Annotated in this window: 15 protein-coding genes; 5 read left to right on the plus strand and 10 right to left on the minus strand. The window is 47.5% G+C overall.

All coding sequences use genetic code 11. The features are described from left to right. Positions 1–326: 326 nt before the first annotated feature. The 5 genes from carB to B4H10_RS01745 form a co-directional block, all read right to left on the minus strand. Entirely contained in the window at positions 327–3,530 is a 3,204-nt protein-coding gene (gene carB / locus B4H10_RS01725) for a carbamoyl-phosphate synthase large subunit (RefSeq protein ID WP_292016843.1), read from the minus strand. Then, positions 3,531–4,589 carry a carbamoyl phosphate synthase small subunit gene (locus tag B4H10_RS01730; RefSeq protein WP_059076403.1) on the minus strand — a complete coding sequence of 353 codons (1,059 nt, stop codon included), beginning with the start codon at positions 4,587–4,589 and terminating at the stop codon, positions 3,531–3,533. After that, entirely contained in the window at positions 4,586–5,875 is a 1,290-nt protein-coding gene (locus tag B4H10_RS01735) for a dihydroorotase (RefSeq protein ID WP_059076402.1), read from the minus strand. Before B4H10_RS01735 ends, B4H10_RS01730 begins: the two co-directional genes overlap by 4 nt. Continuing rightward, entirely contained in the window at positions 5,859–6,803 is a 945-nt protein-coding gene (locus B4H10_RS01740) for an aspartate carbamoyltransferase catalytic subunit (protein ID WP_059076401.1), read from the minus strand. The genes B4H10_RS01735 and B4H10_RS01740 overlap by 17 nt, the downstream gene beginning before the upstream one ends. Before the next feature lie 221 nt (positions 6,804–7,024). Next, a complete protein-coding gene (locus B4H10_RS01745) occupies positions 7,025–7,291 on the minus strand; it encodes a hypothetical protein (protein WP_059076400.1) in 267 nt (88 codons plus the stop codon). A gap of 172 nt (positions 7,292–7,463) precedes the next feature. On the opposite strand from B4H10_RS01745, the gene B4H10_RS01750 reads away from it, so the two are divergent. Then, the gene (locus tag B4H10_RS01750) at positions 7,464–8,363 is read left to right on the plus strand and encodes a DMT family transporter (RefSeq protein ID WP_292018051.1); all 900 of its coding nucleotides are present in this window, start codon (positions 7,464–7,466) and stop codon (positions 8,361–8,363) included. Between the two features lie 49 nt (positions 8,364–8,412). Here B4H10_RS01750 and B4H10_RS01755 read toward each other — a convergent pair whose 3' ends face one another. From B4H10_RS01755 to B4H10_RS01770, 4 genes are all read right to left on the minus strand, one after another. Further along, positions 8,413–9,348: a hypothetical protein gene (locus tag B4H10_RS01755; RefSeq protein ID WP_059076398.1), complete on the minus strand. Its 936-nt coding sequence runs from the start codon at positions 9,346–9,348 to the stop codon at positions 8,413–8,415. Positions 9,349–9,369: 21 nt separating this feature from the next. Beyond that, the gene (gene pyrE / locus B4H10_RS01760) at positions 9,370–9,957 is read right to left on the minus strand and encodes an orotate phosphoribosyltransferase (protein WP_059076397.1); all 588 of its coding nucleotides are present in this window, start codon (positions 9,955–9,957) and stop codon (positions 9,370–9,372) included. A 6-nt stretch (positions 9,958–9,963) separates the two neighbouring features. Continuing rightward, positions 9,964–10,677 (minus strand): orotidine-5'-phosphate decarboxylase, encoded by a 714-nt coding sequence (pyrF, locus tag B4H10_RS01765; RefSeq protein WP_059076396.1) that lies wholly within the window; start codon positions 10,675–10,677, stop codon positions 9,964–9,966. A gap of 132 nt (positions 10,678–10,809) precedes the next feature. Then, positions 10,810–11,253: an Rrf2 family transcriptional regulator gene (locus B4H10_RS01770; protein WP_059076395.1), complete on the minus strand. Its 444-nt coding sequence runs from the start codon at positions 11,251–11,253 to the stop codon at positions 10,810–10,812. A 263-nt stretch (positions 11,254–11,516) separates the two neighbouring features. Between B4H10_RS01770 and B4H10_RS01775 the strand changes: the two genes are divergently transcribed. The 3 genes from B4H10_RS01775 to B4H10_RS01785 are packed head-to-tail and all read left to right on the plus strand — an operon-like array spanning position 11,517 to position 12,924. Next, positions 11,517–11,741 carry a DUF1858 domain-containing protein gene (locus B4H10_RS01775; protein ID WP_200817499.1) on the plus strand — a complete coding sequence of 75 codons (225 nt, stop codon included), beginning with the start codon at positions 11,517–11,519 and terminating at the stop codon, positions 11,739–11,741. Between the two features lie 15 nt (positions 11,742–11,756). Next, positions 11,757–12,347, plus strand: coding sequence for a hypothetical protein (locus B4H10_RS01780; RefSeq protein ID WP_113855082.1), 591 nt, complete (start codon positions 11,757–11,759; stop codon positions 12,345–12,347). 16 nt (positions 12,348–12,363) lie between these two features. After that, complete coding sequence (locus tag B4H10_RS01785; protein ID WP_292018052.1) at positions 12,364–12,924, plus strand: hemerythrin domain-containing protein; 561 nt, start codon at positions 12,364–12,366, stop codon at positions 12,922–12,924. Between the two features lie 65 nt (positions 12,925–12,989). Here the strand turns inward: B4H10_RS01785 and B4H10_RS01790 are convergent, their stop codons facing one another. Continuing rightward, complete coding sequence (locus B4H10_RS01790; protein WP_059076392.1) at positions 12,990–13,763, minus strand: SDR family NAD(P)-dependent oxidoreductase; 774 nt, start codon at positions 13,761–13,763, stop codon at positions 12,990–12,992. A 200-nt stretch (positions 13,764–13,963) separates the two neighbouring features. Between B4H10_RS01790 and rbr the strand changes: the two genes are divergently transcribed. Further along, positions 13,964–14,503, plus strand: a complete 540-nt coding sequence (gene rbr, locus B4H10_RS01795; protein WP_059076391.1) for a rubrerythrin — start codon at positions 13,964–13,966, stop codon at positions 14,501–14,503. Positions 14,504–14,799: the final 296 nt, after the last annotated feature.

The raw sequence follows: 14,799 nt of genomic DNA on the forward strand, positions 1-14,799 counted from the left end.
CCTACTGATTACAAGTCAGTTGCTCTACCAATTGAGCTACGTCGGCTTGTTCAACAGAACGTAATTGATTATACAAGAGAATGTTCATCCTGTCAAGTACTTTTTTCAATCATTTCAAACCACTCATTAGCAGTTCTTAGTTCTGACGACTTGATAAGTATATCATGATATCCAATAAAATGCAAGAAATATTTTAATTAATTTATAAAAAAACTACCTGATAATACACAAGGAAACTCCCCGGCACGACACGCTTATCCTACGCAAGAAAAAAACAGCTCTCTGCATGGCATACTGCCTGCAAAGAGCTGTCTATAGTATCTTGCTTATTCTTGATCGTAATCCTGCAAAGCGGCTACATGATGATATCCCTGTCCTTTGCCTTTATTGGCAAAGACGCGCAGGACTTCGCGGGCCGTATCGAGCGAAGTCAGGCAGGGAATTGCCAGTTCGACCGCCATACGGCGCAGATTAAATCCGTCCCGTTCCGGATGTTTGCCAAAGGTCAGCGTATTGACGACTAAATCAATTTTGCCATTGCGGATCAGCGTAGCAATATTGGTACCGCCTTCATGGATCTTCCGGACCACATCGACGGGGAATCCCTGTTCATTGAAATATTTGCCCGTACCGGCAGTGGCTATGATGTGATAGCCCAATTCCTGGAAGCCGCGGGCCAGCTGCAGTGCTTCTGCCTTATCTCGGTCAGCTACCGTAACCAGAATGGTACCACCAGCAGGAATTTTCATCTTAGCGCCATTTACAGCCTTGTATAGTGCTTCAGAATAGGTCTTTCCTATACCCATGACTTCCCCAGTCGACTTCATTTCCGGTCCGAGAGCAATTTCTGCCAGGCCGATCTTACTGAAAGAGAACACAGGAGCTTTAGCCGCAACATGTGGTTTTGCCGGCATGAGTCCACCTTCATATCCCATTTCCTTCAACGTTTCGCCCAGGGCTATGCGGGTGGCCAGTTCGACCATAGGCACATGCGTTACTTTACTCAGGAATGGTACAGTACGGCTGGAGCGGGGATTGACTTCAATGATATACAACTTGCCCTTCGATACGACAAACTGGATATTGACGGCACCTTTTACCTGTAGTTCCAGGGTAATGCGCGTTGTATAATCGACGATCTGGTCAATCATGGCCTTATCCAGATGCTGTGGCGGATATACGGCAATAGAGTCGCCGGAATGGACGCCAGCCCGTTCCACCTGTTCCATGATGCCTGGAATGAAGACATCTTTGCCATCAGAAATCGCATCTACTTCTACTTCCCGGCCGACCATATATTCATCAATCAGGATAGGATGATCCGGAGAGGCGATGACGGCTTCCCGCAGATAACGTTCCAATTCCTTTTCTGTATAGACGATTTCCATAGCCCGGCCTCCCAAGACATACGATGGGCGGACGATGAGAGGAAATTCCAATTCTTTTGATACCTGCATCGCTTCCGTGTCACTCGTCGCGATCCGGCCGTCCGGGCGGGGTATGTTGAGCTTGGCCAGAAGTTCATCGAACCGTTCTCTGTCTTCTGCCCGGTCCATGCCATCGACAGAGGTTCCAAGGACGGTTACGCCCCGTTTAGCCAGTGGAGCTGCCAGATTAATCGCCGTCTGACCACCAAACTGGCAGATGACGCCGACAGGCTTTTCTTTTTCGACGACAGCCATGACATCTTCTACGGTAAGCGGTTCAAAATACAGGCTGTCCGACGTATCGAAATCGGTACTGACTGTTTCCGGATTGTTGTTGATAATGATACTGTTCATCCCGGCTTTGCGCAGGGCCCAGGCTGAATGGACAGAGCAATAATCGAATTCAATCCCCTGTCCGATACGGATAGGGCCCGACCCGAGAACAATGACGCTCTTATCTCCCAGCGGTCTGACTTCATCTTCCGTTGCGTAACAAGAATAATAATACGGTGTTGCAGCTTCAAATTCAGCGGCACACGTATCTACCATCTTGAATGTCGGACGGATATCCAGTTTTTCCCGGAACGCACGGACCTGTTCTTCCGTTTTGCTGGTAAGCTGGGCAATGACCGCATCCGGCATGCTATAGCGTTTAGCCAGGCGGATATTATCTTCCGTCAGATTATTGCGGCGTAGGTTATCTTCCAGATCGACGATATTTTTGATTTTTTTCAGGAACCACATATCGTATCCGGTAATATAATGGATTTTATCAAAGCCGATTCCCAGACGCAGTGCCTGAGCGACGACAAAGATACGTTCATCATCCTGGTTTTTCAACAATTCTGCAATATCGATGAGTGATTTGGATTCCAGTTTCTTCAGGCTCAGATAATTAACGCCGATTTCCAGGGAACGGACAGCCTTGAGCAGTGCTCCTTCAAAGCAGCGGTCCAGCGCCATGACTTCCCCTGTAGCTTTCATCTGCGTTCCCAGCGTGCGGTCAGCCAGAGCAAATTTTTCAAATGGCCAGCGTGGGAATTTGACGACACAGTAATCCAGCGTCGGTTCGAAGCAGGCCGTCGTCTTTCCCGTAACGGCGTTGGTTATCTGGTCCAGAGTCAGTCCTGTAGCCACTTTTGCCGCAACTTTGGCAATGGGATACCCCGTCGCTTTGGAAGCCAGTGCCGATGAACGGCTGACACGGGGATTGACTTCGATGACATAGTACTGGTTGCTGTTGGGATCCAGAGCATACTGTACATTGCAGCCACCTTCGATCTTAAGGCGGCGGATAATGGCCAGAGAAGCCGTACGCAGCATCTGATACTGCAGATCATTCAGGGTCTGGCTCGGAGCCACGACGATAGAATCGCCAGTGTGGATGCCGACCGGATCAATATTTTCCATATTGCAGACGATGATGCAGTTATCTGCTTTATCGCGCATAACTTCGTATTCGATTTCTTTCCACCCGGCTACGGACCGTTCGACGAGAATCTGGTTGATAGGGCTGAGTTTAATCCCCCGCGTCGCTATCATAAACAACTCATCATCATTGTAGGCAATGCCGCCGCCAGTTCCTCCCAGTGTGAAAGCAGGTCGTACAATGATCGGATAGCCGATTTTTTCAGCAAACGCCATAGCCGACGGAACGTCTTCAAAAATATCACTTTCCGGTACGGGCTGGTTGATATCTTTCATGGCCTTTTTGAAGAGTTCGCGGTCTTCCGCTTCTTCAATAGCCGAAAGGCGCGTGCCCAGGAGCTGCACATGGTATTTTTCCAGTACGCCGGCATTAGCCAGTTCGACTGCCATATTCAGTCCGACCTGGCCGCCTAAAGTCGCCAGAAGTCCATCAGGACGTTCCTTTTCGATGACTTCTGTCACATAATCCAGGGAAATAGGTTCTACATAGACCCGGTCGGCAATGTCTTCATCGGTCATAATCGTCGCCGGGTTGCTATTGATCAGGACGACTTCCAGTCCTTCTTCTTTCAGGGCCCGGCAGGCCTGGGTACCGGCATAGTCAAATTCAGCAGCCTGACCGATAATAATCGGGCCAGAGCCGATAACGAGTACTTTCTTCAATCCTTCGATCATTTATTTCCCCTCCATCAGTTTGACAAATTGTTCAAAAAGATACAGATTGTCTGTCGGTCCCGGTGATGCTTCCGGATGATACTGAACGCAGAAGAAATTATATTTAGGATAGGCAAATCCTTCGAGCGTCTTATCGTGGAGATTGATATGCGTTACGATAGCATCGTCTGGCAATGTGTTTTCATCGATGACGTACCCGTGATTCTGGGACGTAATGTAGACCCGGCCGGTACGGACATCCTTGACGGGATGATTGGCACCGCGGTGACCGAACGTCAGCTTGCGGCTTTTAGCTCCGACGGAAAGACCCAGAAGCTGATGTCCCAGGCAGATGCCGAACATCGGCTTTTTGCCTATCAGTTTTTTGACTTCTTCAATAATTTCCGGCAGGTCCTGCGGGTCGCCCGGACCATTGGAAAGGAAAATACCATCAGGCTGGACGGCCAGCACGTCTTCGGCTTTCGTATATGCCGGGAAAACCGTAAGCCGGCAGTCATTGCGGATCAGGTCTTTCAGGATATTCGCTTTGGCACCAAAATCCATGACAGCGACGTGATAACGGCCCTGTCCCACCTGCCGCACACTGCCTGGCGTCACTTTCCTTACCAGCATCTTTTCCAGAGGCTGTGCCATGAGGTCTTTAATATCTTCTTCTGCCATCGTTTCCGGTACGATGACACCTTTCATTACCCCCTGGCTGCGGATAGCCCGTGTGATGGCACGCGTATCGACGCCATACAAGCAGGGAATGTGATGCGTCATGATAAATGTAGAAAGATTACCTTCATTCTGCCAGTTGCTGGGCATATCGCACAATTCACTGACAATGAAGCCTGCCGCATAGGGACGATCTGCCTGTTCGATTTCATGGAATAGACCATAATTGCCGATAAGCGGATATGTCATGGTAATAATCTGGCCAGCATAGGAAGGATCCGTAAAGGTTTCCTGATAACCGGTCATGCCCGTATTGAAAACGACTTCCCCTACGGCCGGCGTATCCATCAGCATCTGTCCATAAAATTTCTGTCCATTTGCTAAAATGAGGCATCCTTTCATTTTAAGACCACCCCGTCCTTCATAACGAATTCACCATCTACAACAGTAGCCACGGCTTTACCTGTAAAAATCATTTCATCAAAAGGTGACGATTTGCCTTTAGAATAGAACGAAGAGGCATCGACCGTCCATTCTTTGTCGAGGTCAATAATAGTAAGGTCTGCGTCTTTTCCTTCAACAATGACGCCCGCATCGAGGCCCAGCAATCCGGCCGGTGCGGTAGACATGGCGCGGACAATCGTCATGAGATCAACCGTTCCTGTATGATACAAATGAGTCAGGACAGCACCTACACTCGTTTCCAGTCCGACAAAACCACTCGGGGCCAGGCTGAATTCCTGATCTTTTTCGTCCCACGTATGCGGGGCATGGTCGGTCACGATGGCATCAATCGTGCCATCTTTCAATCCTTCTACGACAGCAGCCCGGTGTTCTTCCGAACGCAGTGGCGGATTGACTTTGAACCGCGGATCATACGTACGCAGTGCTTCATCGGTCAGAATCATATGCTGTGGTGTCGCTTCGGCTGTAATCTTAAGTCCCTTAGCTTTGGCACGGCGTACCATGTCGACGGCATGTTTTGTACTGATATGAGCAATATGGACAGGCGTATCTGTAATTTCCGAAAGAATGATGTCACGGGCAACGGCGATGTCTTCTGCCGCAGCCGGTCTGCCTTTAAGTCCCAGTTCTGCCGAAACGATGCCTTCATGCATCTGGCCGCCGGATACGAGAGATGTTTCTTCACAATGATCGATGACGATTTTGTGGAACATGCTGGCATATTCCATAGCCTTCCGCATGAAATCACTATCTTCCACGAAACGGCCATCATCAGAAAAAGCAACGACACCGGCTTTTGCCATCCCGCCCATAGCAGATAATTCTTTACCTTCCAGTCCTTTGGAAATGGCACCAATGACTTCAACTTTGACGACGCCTTCATGTTCGGCCTTATATTTCATTCCTTCTACCAGAATCGCTTTATCGATGACCGGGTTGGTATTAGGCATGGTAGCGACGCGGGTAATGCCACCGGCGGCTGCAGCCTGGGTACCTGTTACAACCGTTTCCTTGGCACTCTGACCCGGCTGGCGCAAATGGACATGCATATCGATAAATCCTGGAGCTACGACGAGACCGGACGCATCGTATACTTCCGCCCCATCGGCAGGAAGATTTTTACCTATAGTTTTGATTTTACCATTTTCAATGAGAATATCGCATACTTCATCCTGATTTACGGCCGGATTAACCACTCTGCCGCCTTTAACGAGTAATGTCAACGTCATCGCCTCCCATGATAGTCAGATATAAGACAGCCATACGGACTGAAACACCATTTTTTACCTGTTCCTGAATGGAGGATTGTGTCCAGTAGCATGTATCTGTATCAATTTCAATGCCGCGGTTCATTGGACCGGGATGCATAATAAGTACATCTTTTTTTGCGTTCTTCAGCCGTTTCTGGTTGACTCCGAAAAATGTATTATATTCGCCAGGTCCCGGGAAGAAGCCGACACCCTGACGTTCGCGCTGAATCCGCAGTACATTGACGACATCGGCATCCTTCAGGGCTTCATCGAGATCATAATGAACGGTAACACCCATGGCCGCCAGTTCGGGCTGCAACAGCGTACGCGGACCGACAAGGTGTACATCAGCACCCATCGTCTTGAGGCCATAAATATTGGACCGGGCTACGCGGCCATGGTCGATATCTCCTACAATGACTACTTTCAGTCCGTCAATATGACCTTTGACTTCCTGGATAGTGAACAGGTCCAGAAGAGCCTGTGTCGGATGTTCATGCGTACCATCGCCACCATTGATGATGACCGGAGAAACACATTTGCTGGCATAAAGAGGAGACCCTTCCTGTTTGTGTCTCATGACGATGGCATCCACTCCCATGGCCGTTACTGTCAGAAGAGTATCACGGAAACTTTCTCCTTTCTGGATAGAGCTGCCGCTCGGCGTGAAGTTGATGACATCAGCATCGAGATACTTGGCAGCCATTTCAAAAGAACCCCGTGTACGCGTACTCGGTTCCCAGAACATGTTGACAATAGATTTACCCTGTAACAGGTGTAATTTTTTATTGTCGCTATTGACAACTTCTTTCATTTTTCTGGCAACGCGCAGCACGAGCTCGATTTCTTCTTTGGGTACTCCCTGCAATCCCAACAGGCTTTTGCCCTGTATACTGACCATGGAAATCCTCCTTTGTAAAAAAAGACCTTCGCCGAAAGGCAAAGGTCATATCAAGGCATACGTAACATATGTCCCTTTTTAGCCTCTCTGGACTATATTAAAGGTACGTATAGAAATCAACAGAATCAGCGCAGCCTCACAGGACTGCCGCCTGAATCTTTCTTTATTATTTTATATAGATGTCCTTTTAAAGTCAAGGAAAATTTTTGACAAAAAAATTTTTAATTATACCATTTTGGTACATTGACATACATGTTTTCCGACTCATCCCAGAAATCTTCTTCCTCCATATACTCATCCGCATCGGCTATGGCTTCGGCTATGTGACCGGCTTCTTCTTCCATATCATTGACGCAGGCTTCGGCCAGCCGGAGCTGGGCTTCCATTTCTTCTGTCCGCCCGTCTCTGCGCGCCTGGAAATAATCCCGCATAGCCAGAATCAACGTTCCGGCACTGACTTGTACCTTGTAACTTGTATTTTTTTTCATGTATCCTCCTGAAACAACAGCCTCCAGACGACTGCAAATAATTCATCCATGCTCTTTCTATTGTACCACTTCCGTCAAGTGCCTCAGGCCTGTTGGAAGTAAAAATTTCCGGCTGTATTCCTCTCATAAAAATGTTACAATAAAGGAAATACATTACAGGAGGAATTCCATCGTGCCACAACGCCATTACCTGAGGGGTTATCTCTGTGCTGGCGGTGGTGCAGTTATCTGGGGACTGACCGGTACGGCCGACCAGTATCTGCTCCACCATTACACCATTGATTCGTTCTGGATTTCCAGCGTCCGCCTCATCGGCGCCGGTCTGTTTCTGATGCTCATGGCAGCTCCTCATTATAGAGCGATGAAAGACATGCTGAAGATACGCCGCAATGTCATTCTGCTTCTCTGTTATTCTATCTTTGGCCTGCTCATGAGTCAGACGGCATTTTATACGACCATCCAATATGCCAATGCCGGTACGGCCGCCGTCCTGCAGACGTTATGTGTCGTGATGATGGCTGTCATCGTCTGTTTCCGCGGCCACCGCCTGCCTACACGGGCCGAAACACTATCCGTCTTTCTGGCTCTGGCCGGCGTCTTCCTCATCGCTACCAACGGAGACCCATCTACGATGGTATTGTCTTCCAAGGCCCTTATGTGGGGACTGATTACAGCCGTCGCCAGTGTCTGTTATTCATTTCTGGCACAGGATCTGGTCTGGCACTGGGGCAGTATTACCGTCAACGCCCTGGGCATGTTCATCGGCGGAGTCGTTTTCTGCTGTTTCCTGCACCCCTGGACCATTCCCACTGACCTCGATATGACAGGGTATCTGCTTCTGGCCGCCGTCGTACTCATCGGTACGGTCCTGACATACAATCTCTTTTTGCGCGGCGTCGGTGACATCGGTCCTGTCAAAGCCACCCTGCTGGGAACACTGGAACCGGTAACCTCCTCTATTGCATCGGCTGTTTTTCTCGGTACCGTTTTCTATCTTCCCGAACTCATCGGATTCGCCTGCATCCTGGCTACCGTATTTCTTGTCACACTTCAGCGCAGGCAGCCTGCATAAAAAAACTGGCTTTCCTCTAAACGGAAAAGCCAGTTTTTTATAATATTATTTACCATGTAAAAGCATCATCACCGACACCGAGAGGAACTTCCGGGAATCCCGACGGCACAGGCTGGACCAGCATAAAAATCAATACAGTAAGTACAGTCAGTCCCAGAGCCAGGTAGGAAAAATGGGAACGCGTACTGTGTTCGTAGAGTCCGAAAAGGCGGATGCCAATGGCCGCTCCAATAGAAGTAAACAGCGACCCCAGAGAAAAGTACTGATACAGGAAATAGGATACAATCAGTCCGATGACCATAGCCGTATTGAGTACGATGGGATAGCACCGCGATAAGGCAGACGGTGTATTTCGCCGCATGGCCGCAAACCAGTCCGACGCATCGATGCCTGTAAGCCCCGTAACGAACGCACTTCCATAAAGAAGCTTATCCCATATGTCCGTAAGCTGATTGCGGTTGCCACTGCGCCACATAAGGAACGCATAGGCCAGTATCATGATGCCGGCAAAAATATAATAGTATTCAGCAGGCAGGAACTGTACCAATGCTACGCCTGCCACGACACAGACTGATCCGATGGCACATAATGTGACAAGCTGCTGCCGGGCGGGGCGCACTTTTTTATCCATGGCAAAATATACTTTTGCAAAGATTTCCAATAAAAAGACGGCGACAAAAAATACAATACCAAAAAAGGCATTCAGAGCCGTCAGCGCTATCATGACCAGAATAGGAATTGCCAGTTTAAAACCGGGGAAGAAATAAAATTCCTTTAACTTCATCAGATGCTGCTGAGAATAAATCGTGAAATACGTAAACACATTGAAAAGCAGCATGGCGACCACTGCTTCAACCGGCTTTGCCCCCATGTACAACAGCGTCATAAGCGTACACATACTCATATTGACACCGGTAAAACGGGCAAATACAGCTGCTACCAAGCCTGCATTAAAGAAAGGCAAAATAGCCCATAACATATCCATAGTAACAATCTCTCCTACAAGTTATTTCAGATGGTGGCTGCCCCGTTCCGTCATGGGAATTCCCTGTTTGCAAAGCGGGCATTCTTCCGGTTTGTATGTTGGAACCGTCAGATGAAGGAGAGCCTGCACCTTATCTTTAGGTACGCCGAATTCGGCTTTGCCGCCGCTGCGGTCAACGAGAAGGCCGACTCCGACAATGACGCCACCAGCTTTTTTGACTACATCGACTACTTCCTGAACGCTTCCGCCAGTAGTCACGATATCTTCTACAATCAGAACGCGTTCGCCCGGTTCAATATGGAATCCCCGGCGCAGTGTCATGACGCCTTTTTCCCTTTCCGTAAAGATAGCCCGTGTACCCAGAGCCTTGCCGACTTCATGAGCCAGCAGGATACCGCCCGTCATAGGCCCCATAACGGTCTGGACATTCTGATCCTTAAACCGTTCTGCCAGTTCCTTACAAAGCTTTTCTGTATATTCCGGATGCTGGAGGACATTAAATTTTTCTACATATAAGGGGCTGTGCAGGCCGGATGTCAAAAGGAAATGACCTTCCAATACAGCTTTCGTTTCTACTAATAATTGTCTTACTTCTTCTTCAGATAACATTGCCAATCATACCTCCTGTATTTCTTCTAAAATTTTATCGGCAGCACATGCCGGATCAGCCGCTTTCGTAATAGGCCGTCCGATGACCAGGTGAGATGCTCCATCATGCAATGCCTGAGATGGCGTCGTAAAGCGTTTTTGGTCATCTGCTACAGCAAAGGACGGACGGATTCCCGGAGTAACAATCAGAAAATCCGGGCCATTCATTTCCCGTATTTCCCGCGCTTCATAGGGAGACGAAACAGTTCCATCAATACCCGATTCTTTAGCCAGGGCCGCCAGCTTTTTGACTTCTTCAGCAATGCTGCAGGCTCCTCCTACTTCTCTCCATGCCGTTTCATCTATACTCGTCAGGATGGTTACAGCCAGCAGACGGGGCCGGGCAATTTGCAGGCGGGCCGATTCTTCCCGTGCAGCTGCTGCCGCAGCTTCCATCATGGATCTGCCTCCCATTCCATGAAGAGTCATCAGATCCACTCCCAGACGGGTAAGGGCCCGTACGCTCTGGGCTACGGTATTAGGGATATCGTGAAGTTTTAAATCCAGAAACACATGTTTCCCCTGTTCTTTCAGATAGCGTACCGTATCAGGTCCGGCACTATAAAACAGCTCCATACCGACTTTGTAGAAAGAAATGCGGTCTCCTAAAGTTTCTACGAGACGTTTCATATCTTCCAGCGAATGTACATCCAGAGCTGTAATAATACGATCATCTGCCATGGTATTCCTCCTGTCACAACGTATTGCCAATCCGCAATCACACAGCTTTAAAGGCATATCTATGTAATTATGACATGGTTTATATAGAGTGTCAACTAAAAGCCTTTCTCTGACGGCCCGTACCACTAAGCATTACATGGCTTCATGGCTAATAGCCTGTACGGCCCGGTCATATACATCCTGCAACGTATGTTTTTGCAATTCTTCTTCAAACTTCTGCTGTATATCATCCAGAATTCCTTCCAGACTCTGATGAATATTTCTGCCAACAGGACACTTATCATTGGGGTGCTCATGAAAATGGAACAGGCTTTCATCAGGCTTCTTTTCTACGGCCTGGTAAACATCGAGAAATGTAATTTCCGTCAAAGGCCGCGTCAGGGTAATACCGCCGGGACCACGCTTAATATCAATAACGCCAGCCTCCCGGAGCTGGGACATGATATTTCGGATAATAACTGGGTTATTTCCTACACTGCCTGCCAAAAAATCACTAGTTACTTTATAATTGCCGGAAAAATACCGGACAGCTGTCAATACATGTATCGCAATAGTAAATTTTGTAGAAATCTGCATGCTTCACACCTCTTTGTCAATCTATCATTCATTATACAAAAGTATATCAGGAAAGCCCCCACTTGTCTCTCTTTTTAGCAGATGTAGATAAACAAAATCTTGTTTTATGTTTTTAGTCAAATATCATTATGAAGTCAAAGTCTAGGAAAGTCTTTTGCCTCCTGTTGTAATAACAACAGATTTACAGGATACATCCGTGCTATAGTACAGACAGACAAAGATAAGTCACATAAATCCATAGATATTTTCAACAGGAGGAATATATGATGAATGAAAAAACAATGACCGTAACAGAAGATATGCTCATGGGAGACATTATGCGCAGCTACCCCGAAGTAGTAGACACATTATTGGAACAGGGTATGCATTGCCTGGGCTGCCCGTCATCCCAGCAGGAAAGCCTGGCAAATGCCTGCTATGTACATGGCCTCGACGCCCGCACCGTAACGGCCGCCGTCAACGCCACCATTCAGGCACATCGTGCATAAAGGAGGAAGCAGATTATGAGTAAATTTTTAGGACCTGTCCATTTCTGGTTATATCACAAAATACAGTTTCAGGAATCCCTTATAGACGCTCTCATTTCCTGCGCCGTACAGAAAGGCTGGAACGATGAAGATCTGACCCGTTTCAGTTGCCCGGACCGCCGTCAGCTTGATGAAATCATTGACGAAACCAATATTCATGGCTGGCTGCAGACACGCATCCAGGATGCAGAAACCCGGTATGCCAGCCTCGTCCTGTACCTTGCCGGCTCTGATGAAACCCGTCTGAAAGTGCTGGAACAAGCAGCTGGCGATTTTGGTGCCGCCCAAAACCTGCAAGCTGCTACCGCGCCGGAAGCCTTCCACCGTCTCGATGACCTGCTCCTCGACGGTATGCCGTGTGATCAGATTAACCGCGTCTCTCACAGCAGTGATGATGTCATTACCTGGATACAGTCTGCTGACATCCACAGTGATTACTGGCAGGGACATGGTCAATGGTATTATCTGCTCCGTCAGGCTCTGATAGCTGGCCTGTTATCCCACACCGATTATTCATTTCTTCATAAAGAAGACGGCTCATTCCATATCGTGAAAAAAGCCGCCTGAGAAAGGCAGGATACGTATGTATTGTACAGAAGTTATGGTAAAACAGCATGCCAATATTTCGCGGATGCTGAAGGTAATAGAAAAGGCCTGCTGTGCTGTTTTGGATGGTTCCCCCATCGATTACAATGAATTTACAGAAATTCTGAAATTTATCCGTACCTATGCAGACGGACATCATCACCGCCGGGAAGAACTTGTCTTATTTCCCGAAATGGTACAACATCTGGAAAAAATCGCCTCCGTCATCATTAATCACGGCATGCTTGTTGAGCATGATCTCATCCGTGCCCATGTCCGTGCGTTGGATGACGCATTGAAAAACTATCAGGCTCATCCTGATACGTTATATAAACTCCAGATCCTGACAGAAGCCATGGCCTATGTAAACCGCCTGCAGGCTCATGTCGATAAAGAAAATACGGTCGTATACCCTATGGCAGACCGCAGCCTGCCGGCAGAGATAAAAGAAAAGATTGATGCTGCAGTTCATAATATGGAAAAAGAAGAAGGACAGGATTTTGCTGCTCCTTATCTGTCTCTGCTGGAACGACTGGAACATAAATATCATATCGCATAATAAGAATAGACAAGGACCGCCGCCCCATATCCGGGCAGCGGTCCTTATTTATTACACGGTCCAGGTTATTTCCACAGGACGTTAGAATTTTGTACGGCGTATTTGCCACCGCTAACCTCAATAGTAGTACCGGTAATATAACTGGCTGCATCCGATGCCAGAAAAATAAGAACCTTAGCCATTTCTTCGGGAGAACCCACCCGGTGGAGGGCAATCGCATCGATGAGTGATCCCGTAATATCAGCAGCAATGCGGTCCGCATTCATAGGAGTATCAATCACACCAGGTACATAGGCATTGACCCGGATATGCTGGGGAGCCAGTTCAGCTGCCATCGTCTTTGTCATATTCGTAACGGCTGCTTTCGTAGCACCGTACATCGTACCTCCCACAGAAGGGACAAGCGAAGCGTAGGAAGAAGCGTTCAAAATAACGCCGCCTTTTTCGCCCATAGCCCGGGCAGCAATCTGTGTCCCAAAGAGGACACCTGTCAGATTGACCCGCACCATTTTTTCCCAGTCTGATAAGGTAATATCCATAAGTTTTTTGCCAATATTGATGCCGGCATTATTTATCCAGATATCGATATGACCATATTGGCCCAGTACCTCGTCAGCAAACCGCTGCAGCTCTTCTATATTACCGGCATCAGCCTGAGCCGCAAATACGGTCACACCTGCCGCGTGGCATTCCTGATTAAACGCTTCGATTCTCTTCTGAGTTCTGCCACAGACAGCAACGGCTGCTCCCTCCCGGCAAAAGCCGATGGCGCAGGCCGCGCCGATGCCAGCCGTACCACCCGTAATGACAACTACTTTTCCTTTCAATCCTAATTCCATGTTGAACCTCCTATCCTGTTTTCTATGAATATGATATCATGCTTCTCCCGGCAGCACAAATCCCCTGTCCACATTAAAGCGTATCATATTTTTATTATTTAATATTGATTATTTGTTGACAGGATGAGTGGAAGATGTTACAATACAACCATCGAAAGAGAAATGATTTAGTTGATAAAGAATATAGGAGGTTATACGTTATGGAATTAAAAGGATCAAAGACTGAAAAAAATTTACAGGCTGCATTTGCTGGTGAATCTCAGGCACGCAATAAATACACCTACTATGCCAGTGTAGCTAAAAAAGCCGGTTACGAACAAATCAAAGCATTCTTCGAAGAAACAGCCAATAATGAAAAAGAACATGCAAAAATCTGGTTCAAACTGCTCAACGGTGGCGAATTGCCAAATGACATCAATGCATTAAAAGACGCCGCTGCCGGTGAACATTATGAATGGACCGAAATGTATCCGACGTTTGCAAAAGAAGCTCGTGAAGAAGGCTTCAATACGATTGCCTATTTATTTGAAAAAGTAGCAGAAATCGAAAAACATCACGAAGAACGGTATTTGGCACTGCTGGCAAATGTAGAAAACGGTACCGCTTTCAAGAAACCTGAAAAGAGAACATGGGTCTGCCGTAACTGTGGATACATCGTCGAAGCTGATGAAGCACCGAAAGTTTGCCCCGTATGCGCTCATCCCCAGTCCTTCTTCGAATTGAAAAACGACAACTATTAATAAGAATATAGTAATGTGATACCGAAAAAAACAAGAACCATTTTATATGTGGTTCTTGTTTTTTTACGTAAGCGTAAAATCAAACTGTGTATGTAAAATGCCGGACGTTAGAAAAAGCTCTCAGATTACCTATCGGATGATGGTATATTATCTCATGAAAGAAAATCTGGGTAAATCCCCCCTTTTATTATTCGCTTACCCTGGGAGGATAGGAAACCGCCACTCCTCACTTCCCACTAATCACTAACCACAAAAAAAAGCACTAGCTTATGCTAGTGCTTTTTTCCACAATCAGC

The organism is Megasphaera sp. UBA4382 (assembly GCF_002391155.1).
GTDB lineage: Bacteria > Bacillota > Negativicutes > Veillonellales > Megasphaeraceae > Megasphaera > Megasphaera hexanoica.